This is a genomic window from Streptomyces sp. NPDC029041 (genome assembly GCF_040637515.1).
GTDB lineage: Bacteria > Actinomycetota > Actinomycetes > Streptomycetales > Streptomycetaceae > Streptomyces.
Genome location: NZ_JBEZWO010000011.1, coordinates 56,626 through 73,815, shown reverse-complemented (window position 1 = coordinate 73,815; position 17,190 = coordinate 56,626). Strand labels below are relative to the sequence as shown.

The 17,190-nt window shown below is 71.4% G+C and carries 20 protein-coding genes; 13 read left to right on the top strand and 7 right to left on the bottom strand.

All coding sequences use genetic code 11. The annotated features are described in order from the left end of the window. Positions 1-62 precede the first annotated feature (62 nt). Positions 63-611 (bottom strand): DUF5134 domain-containing protein, encoded by a 549-nt coding sequence (locus tag AB0F04_RS27385; protein ID WP_362045725.1) that lies wholly within the window; start codon positions 609-611, stop codon positions 63-65. A gap of 149 nt (positions 612-760) precedes the next feature. Between AB0F04_RS27385 and AB0F04_RS27380 the strand changes: the two genes are divergently transcribed. Further along, positions 761-2,425 carry an FUSC family protein gene (locus AB0F04_RS27380; RefSeq protein ID WP_362045722.1) on the top strand — a complete coding sequence of 555 codons (1,665 nt, stop codon included), beginning with the start codon at positions 761-763 and terminating at the stop codon, positions 2,423-2,425. Beyond that, positions 2,422-3,090, top strand: a complete 669-nt coding sequence (locus tag AB0F04_RS27375) for a MarR family transcriptional regulator (protein ID WP_362045719.1) — start codon at positions 2,422-2,424, stop codon at positions 3,088-3,090. The genes AB0F04_RS27380 and AB0F04_RS27375 overlap by 4 nt, the downstream gene beginning before the upstream one ends. Positions 3,091-3,123: 33 nt before the next feature. Here AB0F04_RS27375 and AB0F04_RS27370 read toward each other — a convergent pair whose 3' ends face one another. Continuing rightward, positions 3,124-4,176 carry an aldo/keto reductase gene (locus AB0F04_RS27370; protein ID WP_362045716.1) on the bottom strand — a complete coding sequence of 351 codons (1,053 nt, stop codon included), beginning with the start codon at positions 4,174-4,176 and terminating at the stop codon, positions 3,124-3,126. A 102-nt stretch (positions 4,177-4,278) separates the two neighbouring features. After that, complete coding sequence (locus tag AB0F04_RS27365; protein ID WP_362045713.1) at positions 4,279-5,040, bottom strand: VOC family protein; 762 nt, start codon at positions 5,038-5,040, stop codon at positions 4,279-4,281. A 185-nt stretch (positions 5,041-5,225) separates the two neighbouring features. Between AB0F04_RS27365 and AB0F04_RS27360 the strand changes: the two genes are divergently transcribed. Beyond that, positions 5,226-6,161 carry an N-acetyltransferase gene (locus tag AB0F04_RS27360; RefSeq protein ID WP_362045710.1) on the top strand — a complete coding sequence of 312 codons (936 nt, stop codon included), beginning with the start codon at positions 5,226-5,228 and terminating at the stop codon, positions 6,159-6,161. Here AB0F04_RS27360 and AB0F04_RS27355 read toward each other — a convergent pair. Continuing rightward, positions 6,143-6,535, bottom strand: coding sequence for a VOC family protein (locus AB0F04_RS27355; protein ID WP_362045707.1), 393 nt, complete (start codon positions 6,533-6,535; stop codon positions 6,143-6,145). The genes AB0F04_RS27360 and AB0F04_RS27355 overlap by 19 nt on opposite strands. A gap of 76 nt (positions 6,536-6,611) precedes the next feature. Here AB0F04_RS27355 and AB0F04_RS27350 point away from each other — a divergent pair, with 76 nt between their 5' ends. Further along, positions 6,612-7,151, top strand: a complete 540-nt coding sequence (locus AB0F04_RS27350) for a GNAT family N-acetyltransferase (protein ID WP_362045704.1) — start codon at positions 6,612-6,614, stop codon at positions 7,149-7,151. Here AB0F04_RS27350 and AB0F04_RS27345 read toward each other — a convergent pair. Further along, complete coding sequence (locus AB0F04_RS27345) at positions 7,148-7,831, bottom strand: glycerophosphodiester phosphodiesterase family protein (RefSeq protein WP_362045701.1); 684 nt, start codon at positions 7,829-7,831, stop codon at positions 7,148-7,150. The two genes, AB0F04_RS27350 and AB0F04_RS27345, sit on opposite strands and share 4 nt — an antisense overlap. Positions 7,832-8,080: 249 nt before the next feature. Between AB0F04_RS27345 and AB0F04_RS27340 the strand changes: the two genes are divergently transcribed. From AB0F04_RS27340 to AB0F04_RS27320, 5 genes are all read left to right on the top strand, one after another. Then, positions 8,081-9,478 carry a DUF6421 family protein gene (locus AB0F04_RS27340; RefSeq protein ID WP_362045698.1) on the top strand — a complete coding sequence of 466 codons (1,398 nt, stop codon included), beginning with the start codon at positions 8,081-8,083 and terminating at the stop codon, positions 9,476-9,478. A 41-nt stretch (positions 9,479-9,519) separates the two neighbouring features. After that, positions 9,520-10,266, top strand: a complete 747-nt coding sequence (locus AB0F04_RS27335; RefSeq protein WP_362046231.1) for an SDR family NAD(P)-dependent oxidoreductase — start codon at positions 9,520-9,522, stop codon at positions 10,264-10,266. Next, the gene (locus tag AB0F04_RS27330; protein WP_362045695.1) at positions 10,263-11,333 is read left to right on the top strand and encodes a low specificity L-threonine aldolase; all 1,071 of its coding nucleotides are present in this window, start codon (positions 10,263-10,265) and stop codon (positions 11,331-11,333) included. The genes AB0F04_RS27335 and AB0F04_RS27330 overlap by 4 nt, the downstream gene beginning before the upstream one ends. Positions 11,334-11,405: 72 nt before the next feature. Beyond that, complete coding sequence (locus tag AB0F04_RS27325) at positions 11,406-11,978, top strand: transglutaminase family protein (protein ID WP_362045692.1); 573 nt, start codon at positions 11,406-11,408, stop codon at positions 11,976-11,978. Between the two features lie 12 nt (positions 11,979-11,990). Continuing rightward, positions 11,991-12,692, top strand: coding sequence for a phenylalanine--tRNA ligase beta subunit-related protein (locus AB0F04_RS27320; protein ID WP_362045689.1), 702 nt, complete (start codon positions 11,991-11,993; stop codon positions 12,690-12,692). 18 nt (positions 12,693-12,710) lie between these two features. On the opposite strand, the gene AB0F04_RS27315 is transcribed toward AB0F04_RS27320, so the two are convergent. Both AB0F04_RS27315 and AB0F04_RS27310 read right to left on the bottom strand, forming a co-directional pair. Beyond that, positions 12,711-13,439: a lysophospholipid acyltransferase family protein gene (locus tag AB0F04_RS27315; RefSeq protein WP_362045686.1), complete on the bottom strand. Its 729-nt coding sequence runs from the start codon at positions 13,437-13,439 to the stop codon at positions 12,711-12,713. Between the two features lie 188 nt (positions 13,440-13,627). Continuing rightward, positions 13,628-14,044 (bottom strand): DUF4395 domain-containing protein, encoded by a 417-nt coding sequence (locus AB0F04_RS27310; protein ID WP_362045684.1) that lies wholly within the window; start codon positions 14,042-14,044, stop codon positions 13,628-13,630. Positions 14,045-14,122: 78 nt separating this feature from the next. Here AB0F04_RS27310 and AB0F04_RS27305 point away from each other — a divergent pair, with 78 nt between their 5' ends. The 4 genes from AB0F04_RS27305 (at position 14,123) to AB0F04_RS27290 (ending at position 17,136) form a co-directional block, all read left to right on the top strand. Continuing rightward, positions 14,123-14,536 carry a thioredoxin family protein gene (locus AB0F04_RS27305; protein ID WP_362045681.1) on the top strand — a complete coding sequence of 138 codons (414 nt, stop codon included), beginning with the start codon at positions 14,123-14,125 and terminating at the stop codon, positions 14,534-14,536. An 83-nt stretch (positions 14,537-14,619) separates the two neighbouring features. After that, on the top strand, positions 14,620-15,111 hold the full coding sequence (locus AB0F04_RS27300) for a flavin reductase family protein (protein ID WP_362045678.1): 492 nt from the start codon (positions 14,620-14,622) through the stop codon (positions 15,109-15,111). 221 nt (positions 15,112-15,332) lie between these two features. Then, a complete protein-coding gene (locus tag AB0F04_RS27295; RefSeq protein ID WP_362045675.1) occupies positions 15,333-16,121 on the top strand; it encodes an electron transfer flavoprotein subunit beta/FixA family protein in 789 nt (262 codons plus the stop codon). Between the two features lie 52 nt (positions 16,122-16,173). Beyond that, complete coding sequence (locus AB0F04_RS27290; RefSeq protein WP_362045672.1) at positions 16,174-17,136, top strand: electron transfer flavoprotein subunit alpha/FixB family protein; 963 nt, start codon at positions 16,174-16,176, stop codon at positions 17,134-17,136. The last annotated feature ends 54 nt before the right edge of the window (positions 17,137-17,190 follow it).

The following is a 17,190-nucleotide window of genomic DNA, read 5'->3' as shown; positions in this document are numbered from 1 at the left end:
GCCGGAGTGCGGGGGCTGAATGCCGGGTCCACGGTTGCACCGGGAAGCCGGGACGGCCGCGCTCACAGCGTCAGCAGCATCGCCACCATCGCGATCGCCATGGAAAGGCGGCAGGCCCGCGCCAGTTCCGGCCGGTCGCCCCACCCGGCGGGACCCGCACCGCCGGCCACGGCGGCGACCGGCACCAGGCGGACGCCGGTCAGCAGCACGTACCCGGCGAAATAGAGCAGCAGCGCCCCGGTCAGCAGCGGAACCCCCGATCCGCCCTGACCGTGCGCGTGCCCGGGGGAGCCCGCCATGACGACGGACATGTAGACCATCGCGGCAGCCCCCACCAGGTGATGGAGATGGTGCACGCCGGCCCGTACCGCCCACAGCGCGTGCACGCCCGCCGCCCCGAACACCGCCGCGTAGACGGGCCACGCCCACGCGGGTGGCGTGAACACCGCCGCCGGTACGGCCATCGCCGCCATCCCGAAACCCATCAGCGCCTCGCCGCCCGCAGCGCTGCGCCGCCCCTCGGCGCCACCGCGCATCCGCGCCAGGCAGTAGACGCCGGTCACCGCGCAGAGCGCCACCAGCAGCCAGCCGGACGAAGCCGGTCCGTGCACGCGTACCTCCCCCTTCGACGGTCGGACAATCGATGCCCGCGCCGTGCGGCGCGCACGCAAGCGCAAGGGTGTACAGCGGGAGCACTCGGCGGAGCACACCAGGCGGGAGGATATGTTTCACAGGTAAAACACATGTTAAGGTTGCGGCCATGAGCAGCGCGCCCGCCACCCCCGTCACCCGGCCCGTAAGGCGTCTCCCCCTTGCGGGGGTACTGCGCCCGGGCAGGCCCTCGGAGATCTGGTTCAAGCCCGCGCTGAGCGTGGTCGCGGCGATCGCCCCGCCCGCCTTCACCCTGCTCGCGCTCGGCCGGCTCGACCTGGTGATGTACGCGATGGCCGGCTCCCTGTGCGCGCTGTACGCCCACAACCGCCCGTACGCCGCCCGGGCCGGTGTCCTGGCGGGGGTGGTGCTGGGCATGCTCGGCGGGCTCGCCGTGGCCCTGGTCGCGGCCTCGCTCACCGGCAGTGCCGTCGTCCTGGTCACCGTGGGCGCGCTGCTGGCCGCCGCCCAGAAGGTGCTGTGCGACGCCACCCGGATCGGTCCGCCGGGCAACGTCGTCCTCACCTTCGTCAGCTCGGCCTCCCTGTTCGCACCGCAGACCCTCGGTCAGGTGCCCGGACATCTGGCCCTGGCCGCCGGAACGGGCGCCTGGGCCTGGCTGGTCTGCATGGCGCCCGCGCTCCTCAGGCCTCACTGGCCGGAGCGCCGCGCCACCGCCGCCGCCCTGAAGGCCGCCGCCGGATACGCCGGCACCGGCGGCACGGGTGAGGACCACGCCCGGATGCGCGCCGTCGGCTGTGCCGCCGCACAGGCCGCCCGGCAGTCGCTGCTTGCCACCCACGCTCCCTCCCGGACCCGGTGGGCGCTCGAACGGCTCGTGGTCCGCGCCGAGGTCGCCCTCGCGGCGCCGGCTGAGGCGGACGCGGGCCGGCTGCGCGCGTGGGCGGGCTCGCTGCGTGGCAATGGACCCGTCCCCGAGGCCGGCCTGCCGGACACCGGCACCGGCGAACTGCTCGGCGTGGCCGCGGTCCGCCCCCCACGGGCGCGGCTCGGTCCGCTGACCCCGCTCGCGGTGCGGACCGCGCTCGGCTGCGCACTCGCCGGCTACGCCTCCCTCGCCCTCGGCGTCGGCCGCCCCTCCTGGGCACTGGTCACCGCCGCCTCGCTGTACCAGGCCAACACCGCGCTGACCTGGAGCCGGGCCGTCCAGCGGGTCGTGGGCAACGTCGTCGGCGTGCTCGTCTTCCTGGCCGTCGTGCCGCTCGCACACCTGGGGCCGGTGGCGCTCGTGCTGTGCTGCCTGGCATGCAGCTTCGGCGCGGAGGCGCTCATCAGCCGGAACTACTGGCTCGGCAGCGTCTGCGTGACGCCCATGGCCCTGCTCATCACGGAATTCGCCGGATACCAGGAGCCCTGGACATTGATGACGGAGCGGGTCGTGGACACCGTCGTCGGCGCGCTGGTGGGATTCGTCGCCGCCGTGGCCGTCACCGACCGGCGTGCGGGCGACCGTGTCGAACACGCGCTGACCGCCGTCGGCCGGGCCCGTGAGCACGCCGCCCGCCTCCTGGCCGAGCCGGACCCCGGCGCCGGGGCCCTGGAATCCGCGCGTCGCGGCCTCGCCGTCGCCCTGGCCGAACTGCGTGCCACCGCCGACGCCGCCGCCGGTGAATGGTGGCAACGGGCCCTGCCCCGGGAGCGGGTCGTGCTCGCCGAACAGTCCGGACACCGTACGCTCGCCGCGACGGCCCGACGACAGGGCCTGCTCCCGGACCGGGACCCGGCCACAGAAACGGAGGACGCACGGTCATGACGCCGACCGAAGGACCATCGCCGGAGCGGAGCGACACCGGGCACGGCCCGCAGTCGGCGACGGAAGGGCGGTCGGCCGACGAGGCCGGGGCCAGGGGAGCGGCGACCGAGGGGAGCGGCGCCGATGGCGGCACCTCCGGGGCCGACCCGGGCGGCCGCCGTCGGGGCGACACCGTGGCTGCCGTGGTGCGGCAGTGGCAGACCGTGCGCCCCGGGCTCGACACGGGACCGATGGAGATCATCGGGCGGATCAACCGCTGTGCCGCCCTGCTGCAGCAGGCCGAGGACGCTCCCCTGCGCCGGGCGGGGCTCAGCCGGCCCGAGTTCGATCTGCTGGGCGCGCTGCGTCGTACCGGGCACGAGCTGACGCCGGGGGAACTGGCGCGGGAGACCTTCTCCTCGGGGGCCGCCGTCACCAAACGCCTGAAGCAGCTGAGCGAGCGCGGCCTGGTCGAACGGCGCGGGGACACCCGTGACCGGCGGGTCGTCCACCTCCGCCTCACCGACGCCGGACGCGACCTCGTCGACGGCATCCTGCCCGTCCAGCTCGCCTACGAGACCGCCGTGCTGTCCGGCCTCGACGCCCCCGAGCAGGGTGAACTCGCTTGTCTGCTCGGGGAGTTGCTCAGTCAACTGGAAGGGCGGCTCGGCGTGCTGAGGGCCTGATGCGGCCATCGGCAGGGCACGTCGGCGCACCGGTCACAGCACCTCGTGCACCGTACGGCGATGCGTGGAGCGGCGGTCGTCGACGGCTTCCCAGCGGTCGCCGTACACGGCCCGGGTGATGGCCGGCTCACGGACGAAGTCGTGCGGGAAACCGAGCGGCACCGCGCTCACCTCGTCGAGCCGGGCGAGGGCGTCCGCGTCGAGGCGGACGTCGACACTGCCCAGATTGTCGGCGAGCTGGCTCTCTTTGGTCGCCGCGATGATCGGCACCACGTTGCCCGGCCGGGCCAGCAGCCAGGCCAGGGCCACCTGTGCCGGACTCCAGCCACCCTGCTCGGCGACCTCGAGCACGGCACTGATCACCGCCTCCTCGCGCGGGTCGGTGTCCCCGCCGGTGGTGTCGAGACGCCCCGCCTCGCCCCTGCGGTACTTGCCGGTGAGCTTCCCGGCCGCGAGCGGCGCCCACGCCAGCACGGCCAGGTCGAACGCCCGGGCCTGCGGCAGCAGTTCGCGCTCCGGGGTCCGTTCCAGCAGGCTGTAGCGCAGCTGCGAACCGGCGAACGCGGTCCAGCCCCGCAACTCCGCCAGGGTGCCCGCCTGGGCGATCTCCCAGGCGGGCCAGTCCGAGACACCGATGTACAGCACCTTGCCCGTGCGGATGAGATCGTCCAGGGCCCGCATGACCTCCTCGACCGGTGTGAAGTTGTCCCGGGCGTGCACCCACAGCACGTCCAGCCGGTCGGTCCGCAGCCGCCGCAGGCTCGCCTCCACCGACAGAACCAGGTTCTTGCGGTGATTGCCCGCGGCGTTGACGTCACCGTCACGGATTGCGCAGGTGTACTTGCTGGCCAGTACGAACCGGTCGCGCCGGCCTTCGAGCAGTTCGCCGAGAATCCGTTCCGAGCTGCCGTCGGTGTAGTTGTTGGCGGTGTCGATGAAGTTGCCGCCCGCCTCCGCGTATGCGTCGACGATCCGGGCGCTGGCCTCCTCGCCGGCGCCCCAGCCCCAGTCGTCGCCGATGGTCATCGCGCCGAGACTCAGCTCGCTCACACGCAGACCGGTCTTGCCGAACAGTGTGTAACGCACGGTTGTCCTTTCCGGGCAGGTCGTGCGCAGGACGCTAGGAGCTGGAGCGCACTTCAGCGCAAGTCCCGCCCGGCCCTCCCCTCGTCGTCGCACACCGCCGTCTCAGCGCTCGTAGTCCGCCCGGTACACGCCGAACATCGCGCCCTGCGGGTCCCGCAGCACCGCGATGCGCGGGCCGTCGGGCACGGACGTGGGCACCATCAGGACCGTGCCGTGCCGCTGCACGACGGCGGTCGCGTCGTCCACGTCGGCCACGGCGAAGTACGGCAGCCAGTGCGCCGGTACCTCGGGCGGGAACTTGTCGTCCATGGTCACCATGCCGCCGAAGTCGGCCCCGCCGACGCCCCACTGGGTGTAACGGTCCGACGGGGCGACCGTCCAGCCGAACACCCGCGTGTAGAAGGACACGGCTCCCTCCGGATCCCGTGTCATCAGCTCCACCCAGCCCAGTGAGCCGGGCGCGTTGAACAGTCCGGCGCCCGGGAAGGTCCCCGCCTGCCACAGCTGGAACACGGCACCGCCGGGATCGGCGGCCACCGCGAAACGGCCCACGTCGAACACGTCCGTGGGCCCGAACAGCACCGATCCGCCCGCCTCGCTCACCGCGCGGAGGGTGGCATCCGCGTCGGTCACCGCGAACGACACGTTCCAGGCGACCGGTTGCGACGGCTGGTACAGCGGGGCGAGCGCCGCCACCGCCGCGTCCCCGAGGTGCGCCACGGTGTAGCCCCCGGCCTCCTGACGCGCGTCCGTCTCGGGCCGCCAGCCGAACAGCCGCGTGTAGAAGCGCCGGGCCGCGTCCAGGTCGCTGGTCCCCAGCTCGGCCCAGCAGGGACCGCCGGTCACCGGTGCGTCGAGCTTCATGGCGTTCCTTCCGCGAGCGATGGGGGCAGGCCCCCGGGGTCCCTCTCCAGCACGCTAAGCCGCCTTCCCGACTCCCTGCCATCCGGGGCAACCCGGTGGTGTGCCGCAGTGTCCCCGGCGTACCCTCGCCCCGTACCGCACCGCGTGGCGGCCACCGGCTCCCTCACCCTGCCCGGAGGTACCCCGTGCCCGGCCCCCAGGTGCGCCCCTTCCGCCGGACCGACCGCGAGCAGCTGACCGACCTGGTCAACCTGCACGTGGCGGCCGTCGTCCCCGGCGTCTCCGTCTCCGTGAACACCGTCCTCGGTGACCTGGAGCGGCAGCCCGGCGAGTTCATCACCGACCCGTGGGTGGCCGAGCGGACGACGCTCGTCGCCGAGCAGCGCGAGCACGTCGTCGCCGCGGCCCACCTGCTGCGCTACCGGGCGGACGCCGAGGTGGGCGCGCACTACCGGGACGCCGCCGAGATCAACTGGTTCGTGCATCGCCCGGCGGCGTCCCTCTGGCCCGAAGCCGACCTCGCCGCCGACCTGCTGATGCGGGCGTGCCTCGCACAGTTCGTCCGATGGAACCCCCGCGTCCGGTACGCCGACGGGTCCCTCCCCGCCCCGCTCGTGTACGGCCTGCCCCGCAACTGGCCCCACATCCGGGCTCTCTACGAACGCGCGGGGTTCCGGCACACCGGGGACACCGAGGTCATCCTGATCGCCCGGGTGGCCGACCTGCCGGCCGCCGAGCCCCGGCCGGGCGTCGCGGCCGAGCGCACCCCCGGGGAGTGCGGCACCCGCTTCACGGCCCGGGCCATGGGGAAGAGCCTCGGTTTCATCGAGATCGACACGGCCCTGGCCCGCCCGGAACGCCATGCCCGCGCCGCGGGCGTCGCCGACATCGGCAACCTGCACATCGACCCCGAGCAGGACGGCACCGGGCTGGAGCACTGGCTGCTCGCCCGGGCCGCCGACTGGCTGCGGCTGTGCGGCGTCGACCGTCTCGTCGCCTGCGAATCGGCCGCCGACAGTGCCCCGCTCGCGCTGCTGACCGGTGCGGGCTTCAGCGAACTCACCCGCACCGACCGGGGCTGGGAGCATCGCCTCGACGCAACTCAGATGCCGGGCCGGTAGCGCATCGGATGGTCCGCCGGAACCTCCACCAGCACGATCGGCGTCCCGTCCGGATCCGCGATCCACATCTCGATCAGCCCCCAGGGCTCCCGCACCGGCGGCCGCACGATGTCCACGCCCTTGCCCCGTAGTTCCTCCTGTGCCGCGGCCACGTCGTCGACCTGCAGCCACAGCCGTACGGCGGGCGCGGGGGGCGTCTCGGACCGGCCCGAGACCTCGAGGAAGCCGCCGCCCAGGAAGAAGACGGTGCCGCGCTCGGTGCCCGTGCCGAACTCGCGGTAGACGGCGAGGCCCAGCTGCTCGCCGTAGAAGGCACGGGACCGCTCGGGGTCGGTGGGGCGGAGCAGGATCCGGCTGCTGAGTACATGCACCATGCAGCGGAGCTTAGGGCCTGGTGGCGTTACGCTCATCCCTGCCCGAGCCGCGCCAGGAAGACGGAGACGTACGCCCATGGAGACCGCAGCCACCGCTCTGACGTACCGCGACGCCACCGACGCCGACGTGGACGAGCTCGTGGCGCTGATCGAGTCGGCGTACCGGGGCGACGACAGCAGGGCCGGATGGACCACCGAGGCGGACATCCTCGAAGGGCAGCGGACCGATCCGGAGGGCGTGCTGGCGGTCATCGAGTCGCCCGGCAGCCGGCTCCTGACGGTGGAGCAGGACGGCAGGATCGTCGCCTGCTGCCAGGTGGAGCACCGGGGTGAGAACGCCTACTTCGGGATGTTCGCCGTCAGCCCGCTGCTCCAGGGCGCGGGCCTCGGCAAGCTGATCATCGCGGAGGCGGAGCGCCTGGCCCGGGAGACCTGGGACGCGAAGGAGATGCAGATGACGGTGATCTCCGTGCGGGACGACCTCATCGCCTGGTACGAGCGGCGCGGCTACCGCCGTACGGGACGGATGTCCCCGTTCCCGTACGGCGACGAGCGCTTCGGGATCCCGCAGCGCGACGACCTGCAGTTCGAGCTGCTGGTCAAGGAACTCGGCTAGGCCGTGAAACGGCCGGTGCGTTTGATGTCCGGGTGGTCGGTGGTCGCGCCGTCCAGACCGAACGCCCTGACCAGTCGCAGCTGGTCCTGCGTGTTCACCACCCAGCCGATGATCCTCAAATCCGCCTTGCGGGCCCGCTCCACGATCTCCAGGGTGAGCCGGCGGATGTTCAGGCACACGGTCTCGGCGCCGGCCTCGACCGCGCGGTCCACGATGTCCGTGCCGTAGCGACTGGCGATCAGTGCCGTGCGCACGCCCGGCACCAGGGGCTTGATCTCGGCGATCGCCTCGTCGTGGAACGACGACACCTCCACCCGGCCGGCCAGATCGCGGCGGTTCATCACCTCGGCCAGTGCCCGCGCCGCCTGTTTGTCCTTGATCTCCGCCTGGAGCGGTGTGGGGACGGCCTCCAGGACCTCCTCGAACTCGGGGACGCGCTCGCCCCGGCCCGCGTCCAGGGCCCGCAGCTCGGCGAGGGTCTTCTCGGCGATCGGGCCGGAGCCGTCGGTCGTGCGGTCCACATCCGTGTCGTGCATGACGACGAGCGCGCCGTCCTTGCTCAGGTGCAGATCGAGTTCGATGACGTCGAGACCGGCCTCCTGGGCCGCGACGAAGGACCGGAGGGTGTTCTCGGGCTCCACACCCATGACTCCGCGGTGACCGATGGTGAGGAAGTTCAAGACGCGACTCTCTTCCGTCGACAGGCGGCACTGGGGGCCTGACGGCCCCCCTGACCGTATCGTCTGGGCCCGCCCTGTGCAGAGAGTGAGGGCATGGTTGCGGCGCATTCGGGCAGAAGCGTGACCGACAGGAAAAAGTGCGGTGAAGCACAGGGTCGGGCAGGATAATTTCCCGGGTTCACCCTTGCTGGGAGGAACCTCGTGTGTATACGGTCTGCATACGTGAGATTCTCCCGTGGAAGGTGGGACATGACGGAAATTCTTGTGCAGGTGGGTTCGGAGGAAGGTCTTCCTCCCGTGGCCAGGGTGGTCGACCACCCGGCATGGCCCGTGCTCAAGGATGCCGTGGAGCGGATCCGGCCATGGCAGTCCAAGGACGGGTCGATCGACTTCGACGCCGAGGGTGCGCCCGGCCCGGCCGACGCCGAGCTCGCGGTCCGCCAGGTCGCCGATGCCGTCCTGGAGCTCTCCCCGCTGCTCCCGCACGACGGCGCCTACCACCAGGCCCTGGCCAAGGACCTGGCCCGGTGGGCCGACGGCGGCTTCGGGGTGCCCGACTTCCTCGACTCGCTGCTGGCCTTCCAGCCCGCCGCGAACCGCGCGGACGGCCTGCAGCACCTCGTCGTCTTCCCGATGTACACGCAGAACGGCAACCCCGACCGCAACCTCGAGGCGGTCGTGCTGCGTATGGTCTGGCCGGACTGGCTGGCCGAGCTGGAGCGCACCCGCTACGACAATCCGCTGTTCTGCGGCATCAAGTTCGAGGACTTCACGGCCGGCTACGACACCAACTCCGCCGTCCTGTTCCCCGAGACCATCGCCGTGCGCGAGGCCCCGGAGCGGTTCACCTGGGGCGGCATCTTCTGCGACCGCGAGGCCGCCCGCTTCCGCCGCGTGACCGACGCCGCCGTGGACATCCTGGGCCTGGAGCTGCCCGAGGACGTCGCTGCGATGGTCCACGACCAGAAGCGCTGCGAGGAGGCGTTCGTCCTCTGGGACATGGTCCACGACCGCACCCACAGCCACGGTGACCTGCCCTTCGACCCCTTCATGATCAAGCAGCGCCAGCCGTTCTGGATGTACGGCCTGGAGGAACTGCGCTGTGACCTCACCGCCTTCAAGGAGGCCGTGAAGCTCTCGGCCGAGGGTGTCCCGCAGGCCCGTGACGTGCAGGTCGCGGTCCTCTTCGACCGCATGTTCCGCTTCCCGGTCACCGGCGAGCGCGTGCGCAACTACGACGGCCTGGGCGGCCAGCTCCTCTTCGCCTACCTGCACAAGCACGACGTCGTCCGCTGGACCGACAACAAGCTCACCATCGACTGGGAGCGCGCCCCGCAGGTCACCAACCAGCTGTGCGCCGAGATCGAGGATCTCTACCGCGACGGCATCGACCGCCCCAAGCTCGTCCACTGGTTCGCCGGTTACGAGCTGGTCTCGACCTACCTCTCCCCGCACCCGGGCTCCAAGTGGGCCAAGGGTCCCGACGCCCTCGACACGACGCAGCCGCCGCGCAGACTCGTCGATGACGTGCTTCCGGACGAGTTTCCGCTGAGCATGTTCTATGAGGCACTGTCCAAGAAGCTGAAGAACGTGATCGCCTCCACCAAGGGCATCACGGCGGACGGCGCCGAGCGGATCGCCGCGTGAGCGATCGGCGTACCGGGAACACTGCTCAGGAGGCGAAGATCATGGGGAACGGGGCGCTCAGCGGTGCGGTGATCGCGGTGGCCGGAGCGGGCGGACCCGCCGGCCGGGCCGCGCTGCTCAGGCTGGCCGAGGCGGGAGCCACCGTCATCGGCTCGGACAACGATCCGGAGCGGCTGGCGGAGGCGGTGGACGCGGCGAGCTTCGCGTCCGGCGGCGCCACCGTCACCGGCGACACGGTCGATCTGCTGGATCTGGGAGCCACCCGCGACTGGGCCACCCGCATCGAGAAGGACTTCGGCCGCGTCGACGGCCTGGTCCACCTCGTCGGCGGCTGGCGCGGCAGCGAGACCTTCACCCGGACCAGCCTCGACGACTGGGACTTCCTCGAGATGCTGCTGGTGCGCACCGTGCAGCACACCTCCCTCGCCTTCCACGAGGCGCTGCAGCGCAGCGACCGCGGCCGGTACGTGCTGATCAGCGCCGCCGGGGCCAGCAAGCCCACCGCGGGCAACGCCGCCTACGCGGCCGGCAAGGCGGCGGCGGAGGCGTGGACGCTGGCCATGGCCGACTACTTCCGCAAGGCCGGGGGTCCCGAGGGGCCGACCTCGGCTGCCGCGATCCTGGTGGTCAAGGCGCTGGTCCACGATGCGATGCGCGCCGACCGGCCCAACGCGAAGTTCGCGGGCTTCACCGACGTCAAGGATCTGGCCGAGGCCATCACCGAGGTCTGGGAGAAGCCCGCCGCCGAAGTGAACGGAAACCGTCTGTGGCTCACCGAGAAGCCGTGAACCCGCCGAAGACCGACGCCCGCCGTCATCACGATCCCGAGGTCCGCGGTTTCGCCAGCGACAACTACGCCGGGGCCCACCCGGAGGTGCTCGCCGCCCTGGCCCTGGCCAACGGCGGGCACCAGGTCGCCTACGGCGAGGACACCTACACCGGGAACCTCCAGCAGGTGATCCGCAGCCACTTCGGGCCGACGGCCGAGGCGTTCCCGGTCTTCAACGGCACCGGCGCGAACGTCGTCGCGCTCCAGGCGGTCACCGACCGCTGGGGCGCGGTGATCTGCGCGGAGAGCGCGCACATCAACGTCGACGAGTGCGGGGCCCCGGAGCGGGTCGGCGGCCTGAAGCTGCTGACCGTTCCGACGCCGGACGGCAAGCTCACGCCCGAGCTGATCGACCGGCAGGCCTACGGCTGGGACGACGAGCACCGCGCCATGCCGCAGGTCGTCTCCCTCGCGCAGGCCACCGAACTGGGCACGGTCTACACACCAGACGAGATACGGGCCATCTGCGAGCACGCCCACGCGCACGGCATGAAGGTGCACCTGGACGGCTCCAGGCTGGCCAACGCCGCCGCAAGCCTGAACGTCCCGATGCGGACGCTCAGCAACGCCGCCGGCGTCGACATCCTCTCCCTGGGCGGCACCAAGAACGGCGCCCTGTTCGGCGAGGCCGTCGTGGTCATCGACCAGGACGCCGTCAGCCACATGAAGCACCTGCGCAAGCTGTCCATGCAGCTCGCCTCCAAGATGCGCTTCGTCTCGGTGCAGTTGGAGGCCCTGCTCGCCCGGGACCTGTGGCTGCGCAACGCCGGACACGCCAACGAGATGGCCCAGCGCCTCGCGGAGGGCGTACGGGCCGTGCACGGTGTGGAGATCCTCTACCCGGTGCAGGCCAACGCGGTCTTCGCCCGCCTGCCGCACGACGTGAGCGAGCGCCTCCAGAAGCGGTTCCGCTTCTACTTCTGGGACGAGGCCGCGGGCGACGTCCGGTGGATGTGCGCGTTCGACACGACCGAGGACGACGTGGACGCGTTCGTGGCGGCCCTCAAGGAGGAGATGGCTCGCTGAGCGCATGCATAAATATGTGGCAGAGCGTAAATCGATTGACGGGTGGGTGCCCCCTGTCTACGCTCTGCCCGTATGCAGCTCATCCAGCAAACGCCCGACCTGTCCGCCTACTTGGCCGCCGACGAGGTCATCGACCACCATCACCCACTGGTCCGCGAGACTGCGGCGAGGCTGGCGGGCGGGGTCGATGACTCGTATGGGTATGCGCAAGCGGCCTTCGAGTTCGTGCGTGACACCATTCCGCACTCGCAGGACTCCGGTGATCCCCGCGTCACCTGGCGCGCCTCCGACGTCCTGGAGCAGCGCACCGGCATCTGCTACGCCAAGGCCCATGCGCTGACCGCGCTGCTGCGGGCCGAGGACATTCCCACCGCGCTCTGCTATCAAAAGTTCGACGAGGTGCACGGGCTGGTCGCCGTGCGGTTCGACGGGGCGTGGCACCGGCAGGACCCCAGGGGCAACAAACCCGGCGTCGATGCGCAGTTCTCCCTCGACGGTGAGCGGCTCGCCTTCACGCCCGACCGTGAGTCCAATGAGTTGGACTATCCGGTGCTGTATGCTGCACCGCATCCGATCGTGCTGAACGCTCTCACAGCGGCTCGCGACCGGCCGCACCTGTGGCAGACGCTCCCCACCGCACTCTGAGGCGAGGCGACCATGACGCTCACGCTGACCGTGTCCGACGACGTACGCACCCTCGCGCCCGGCTTCACGCACGTGGCGATCGAAGCACACGGCCTGGTCAACGGGCCGAGCAGCCGGGCCAGTGCGGGGCTCCTCGACGATGCGGCGCGTCGGCTCGCCCTGCGACTGGACGGCCGCGCCCCGCACGAGGACCCGCACATGGCCGCCTGGCGTGCCACCTACACGGCGTTCGGCTCGAAGCCGTCCCGCACCCGCAACTCCGCGGAGGCGCTCGCCAAGCGTGCCCTCTCGGACGCCGGACTGCCCCGCGTCAACCTGCTCGTCGACCTCTACAACGCCGTCTCCGTCGCCCACCTGATCCCCGTCGGCGGCGAGGACCTCGACCGCATCGAGGGCGGCATGCGGCTGATCCGCGCCACGGGGGAGGAGCGGTTCGTGACCGTCGCCGGCGGCGAGCGGAGCGTCGAGCACCCCGACGTGGGCGAAGTGGTGTGGTGTGACGACGCGGGCGTGACCTGCCGCCGCTGGAACTGGCGTCAGGGCCCGCGCACCCGGCTCACCGAGGAGACGACGTCGGGCATCTTCCTGCTGGAGAGCCTGGCGCCGATGCCGGTCTCCGAGGTGACGGCCGCGGCGGAAGAACTCGCCGAGCTGCTGGCGCAATTCAGCCCCGGTGCGGACATCGCCGTACGCGCTCCGGAGTCCTCCGCCTGAGAGCGGGGCGGGCGGGGCTCAGTGCGCCTCGGCCGCCCGCACCTGCTCCGGCGTCGGGGCCGTGCCGCCGAGGTGGGCCGGCATCCACCAGGTGTCGTCCGGACCCTTGGGGCGGACGGGGTAGGCGCGCTGGGCGGCCTCGAGGAGCTCCTGGACGCGCTCGCGCAGCTGGCGCGTGATGGCGCCCGCGTACTTGTCGCGGGACGCCTCGATCGCCTCGCCCACCCGGATCGTGATGGGGATGTGGCTGCGCTTGAAGTTGCGCGGGTGACCCTTGGTCCACAGCCGCTGTGTGCCCCACACCGCCATCGGGATCAGCGGGACGCCGGCCTCCTGCGCCAGGCGCGCGGCGCCCGACTTGAAGCTCTTCAGCGTGAACGACTGTGAGATGGTCGCCTCCGGGAAGACCCCGACGATCTCGCCCGACCGCAACGAGTCCAGGGCGTGCGCGTAGGCCGCCTCGCCCTGCTTGCGGTCCACCGGGATGTGCTTCATCCCGCGCATCAGCGGGCCGGAGATCTTGTGCCGGAAGACCGACTCCTTCGCCATGAAACGCACGAGACGCTTCTGCGGCAGGGCCGCCAGGCCGTCGAAGACGAAGTCCAGGTAGCTGATGTGATTGCTCACCAGCACGGCGCCGCCCGAGCGCGGGATGTTCTCCGAACCCTGGAGGTCGATCTTGAGGTCCCACACCTTGAACAGCGTGCGGGCGAGACCGACGACGGGACGGTAGACGAGCTCTGCCATGGGCGGTTCGGACCCTTCCTGCTCTGCCTGGGAAGGGATTCCCAGTGGAGAAGTTACGCAGCCGTAGGTTTACGGCTTGTCGCAGATCGTGCCCGAAGAACGGCCGGGTAGCCAGTCCTCGTGCCCGACGGCGGCGAGATTCTCGTCACGTCGTCCGCAGGTGCCCACCTCGTGCTTTTGCGTCCCCATTACTCCGCGCGGACCGCCACCCGCCGCACGAGCAGGTACAACTCGCAACCCAGGCAGTACCCGAACGCCGCGTTCAGGAAGGCGGCGGCGAGCGCGGCGCCGGTCGCCGCGAGGCCCAGCCAGCCGGGCCCCAGGGTGTAGCCGACGAGCCCGAGTCCGGCGAAAAGCAGTCCCACCGCCTGGGCGAAGCGCGGCGGCTCGGGCGCCTCGAACTCCGTCGGCCGCCCGAGTCGCGGCCGGACCGCCTTGGCGAACAGCAGGCCGTACGGCGAGCGGCCGACCCCGCCCGCCGCGCCCAGCAGGAACGCCAGCGTCTGCCAGGCCAGCAGCCAAGCGCTTCCCGTGACCAGCACGACCGCCAGCACGGCGGTCGTGACGGCCGCGCCGAAACGCGGCCCTCTCGCATCGATGTCCATGGGAACCAAGCATTCCGCAACGCGGCCGCATTGCGGGGACGGGAATCTTTGCGGTCTCGTGAACGCTTGCAGGAGGTGATGACCGGACTGGTGGTGTGCGCGGTGGTGCTCGCGGTGGCGAGCGCCTACGGAGTGCTGCAGCGGCGGCGGAGCGGGAGGGTACGGGTGCGCGGGCGCGACGACGGCAAGCGACTCGATGCGGCGGACCTCGGCACGGAACTCGGCGAGCGGGCCACGCTCGTGCAGTTCTCCAGCGCGTTCTGCGCGCCCTGCCGGGCGACCCGCAGGGTCCTCGGCGAGGTCGCCGGCGTCGTGCCGGGCGTGACCCATGTCGAGATCGACGCCGAGGCCCACCTCGACCTCGTGCGGCGGCTGGACGTCCTCAAGACCCCGACCGTGTTCGTGCTGGACGCCGACGGCCGGGTGGTGCGGAGGGCCACGGGGCAGCCGCGCAAGGCCGACGTGATCGCGGCACTGGGAGAGGCGGTGTGACGGGCGTGACGGCGTCAGTGAGTCATCTCCCACATCACGGAACGAACTTGACTGTGCGTACCATTTATCGTCAGCCTGACCCCATGCCTGCGGACCTTCTCGCCACGCCCGACCTCCTGCGCTCGGTCTTCCGGCGGCACGCGGCGGGAGTCGCCGTCATCACCGCTCGTGGCGAAGCCGGCCCGGTGGGCTTCACCGCCACCTCCCTGACGTCCGTGTCCGCCGAGCCGCCGCTGCTGTCCTTCGGGGTCGGCACCGGTGCCTCCAGCTGGCCCGCCATCGCGACGGCGGACCACGTCGGTGTCCACATCCTCGGCGAGCACCAGCAGGAGCTCGCCGCCACCTTCTCCCGCAGCGGCGCCGACCGCTTCGGCCCGCCCACCGCCTGGCGGGAGGGCCCCGAAGGCGTCCCCGTCCTCGACGGCGTGCTCGCCTGGCTGGTGGGCCGGGTCGTCGCGCGCGTACCCGCCGGGGACCACCGGCTCGTGATCGCCGAGGTCGTGGACGGCGACCCCTCGGGCACGGGCCGTCCGCTCCTGTACCACCAGGGACGTTTCCAGCGTCTGGGCGACTGAGTACCAGGGCTCCCCGGGCTGCGTGACCGTCGAGTTCCGGTTACGCTGCGTTGCGAAGGTCACAGTTCAAAGCGCTTGCTTAGCGGGAACGAACTGGGTGTACTGACGAGTAATATTTCGCTCGGGGCGTGGGTTCGCCCCGACCGGGATCGGACGCTAGAGGCGCCTATGCTGCCTGCAAGTAGGCAGCATGGAAATGACGATGCAGTAGGAGAGCCGGCGTGAGCTTGAGGATCGTTGTCACTGTGAAGTACGTGCCCGACGCCACTGGCGACCGGCACTTCGCCGATGACCTGACCGTCGACCGGGACGACGTGGACGGTCTGCTCTCCGAGCTCGACGAGTACGCGGTCGAGCAGGCGCTGCAGATCTCCGAGAACTCCGACGACGACGTCGAGATCACCGTCCTGACGGTGGGCCCCGAGGACGCCAAGGACGCCCTGCGCAAGGCGCTGTCCATGGGCGCGGACAAGGCGATCCACGTCGAGGACGACGACATCCACGGCACCGACGCCATCGGCACCTCCCTGATCCTGGCCAAGGCGATCGAGAAGGCCGGCTACGACCTGGTCGTCTCCGGCATGGCCTCCACCGACGGCACCATGGGCGTCGTGCCCGCGCTGCTCGCCGAGCGTCTGGGTGTCCCGCAGGTCACCCTGCTCTCCGAGGTCTCCGTCGAGGACGGCACGGTCAAGGGCCGCCGCGACGGCGACGCCGCCTCCGAGAACCTGCAGGCCTCCCTCCCGGCGGTCGTCTCGGTGACCGACCAGTCGGGCGAGGCCCGTTACCCGTCCTTCAAGGGCATCATGGCGGCCAAGAAGAAGCCGGTGGAGTCCTGGGACCTGTCCGACCTGGACCTCGAGGCCGAGGAGGTCGGCCTGGAGGGCGCCTACACCACGGTCGACGGCGCGGCCGAGCGCCCGGCCCGCACCGCGGGCACGATCGTCAAGGACGAGGGCGAGGGCGGCAAGCAGCTCGCTGAGTTCCTCGCGGGCCAGAAGTTCATCTGAGCCCCTTCGCTGACCGCCCCTCATCTTTCGCAAGCAGGAGAGAAGAAGTCCCATGGCTGAAGTTCTCGTCTACGTCGACCACGTGGACGGTGCCGTCCGCAAGCCCACCCTGGAGCTGCTGACCCTGGCCCGCCGCATCGGCGAGCCGGTCGCCGTCGCGCTGGGCAACGGCGCCGCCGACACCGCCGCCGTGCTCGCCGAGCACGGCGCGGTCAAGGTCCTCACCCACGAGGCCGCCGAGTACGCCGACTACCTGGTCGTACCGAAGGTCGACGCTCTCCAGGCCGCCCACGAGGCCGTGTCCCCGGCCGCCGTGCTGGTCCCCTCCTCCGCCGAGGGCAAGGAGATCGCCGCGCGTCTGGCGCTGCGTCTGGGCTCCGGCATCATCACCGACGCCGTCGACCTGGAGGCCGGCGACGAGGGCCCTGTGGCCACGCAGTCGGTGTTCGCCGCGTCCTTCACCACCAAGTCCCGTGTCTCCAAGGGCACCCCGGTCATCACGGTCAAGCCCAACAGCGCCGCCGTCGAGGCCGCCCCGGCCGCCGGTGCGGTCGAGGCCCTGTCGGTGACCTTCTCCGCGCAGGCCACCGGCACCAAGGTCACCGGCCGTACGCCGCGTGAGTCGACGGGCCGTCCGGAGCTGACGGAGGCCGCGATCGTGGTCTCCGGTGGCCGTGGCGTCAACGGCGCGGAGAACTTCGCGATCATCGAGGCCCTCGCCGACTCGCTCGGCGCGGCCGTCGGCGCCTCGCGCGCCGCGGTGGACGCCGGCTGGTACCCGCACACCAACCAGGTCGGCCAGACCGGCAAGTCGGTCTCGCCGCAGCTGTACATCGCCAACGGCATCTCGGGCGCGATCCAGCACCGTGCCGGTATGCAGACCTCGAAGACGATCGTCGCCATCAACAAGGACGCCGAGGCGCCGATCTTCGACCTCGTCGACTACGGCGTCGTCGGTGACCTCTTCGACGTCGTCCCGGCGCTGACCGAGGAGATCAAGACCCGCAAGGGCTGATGGACCCGGCTCTGAAAGGCCCCCGTGACCGCGAACGGTCACGGGGGCCTCTTC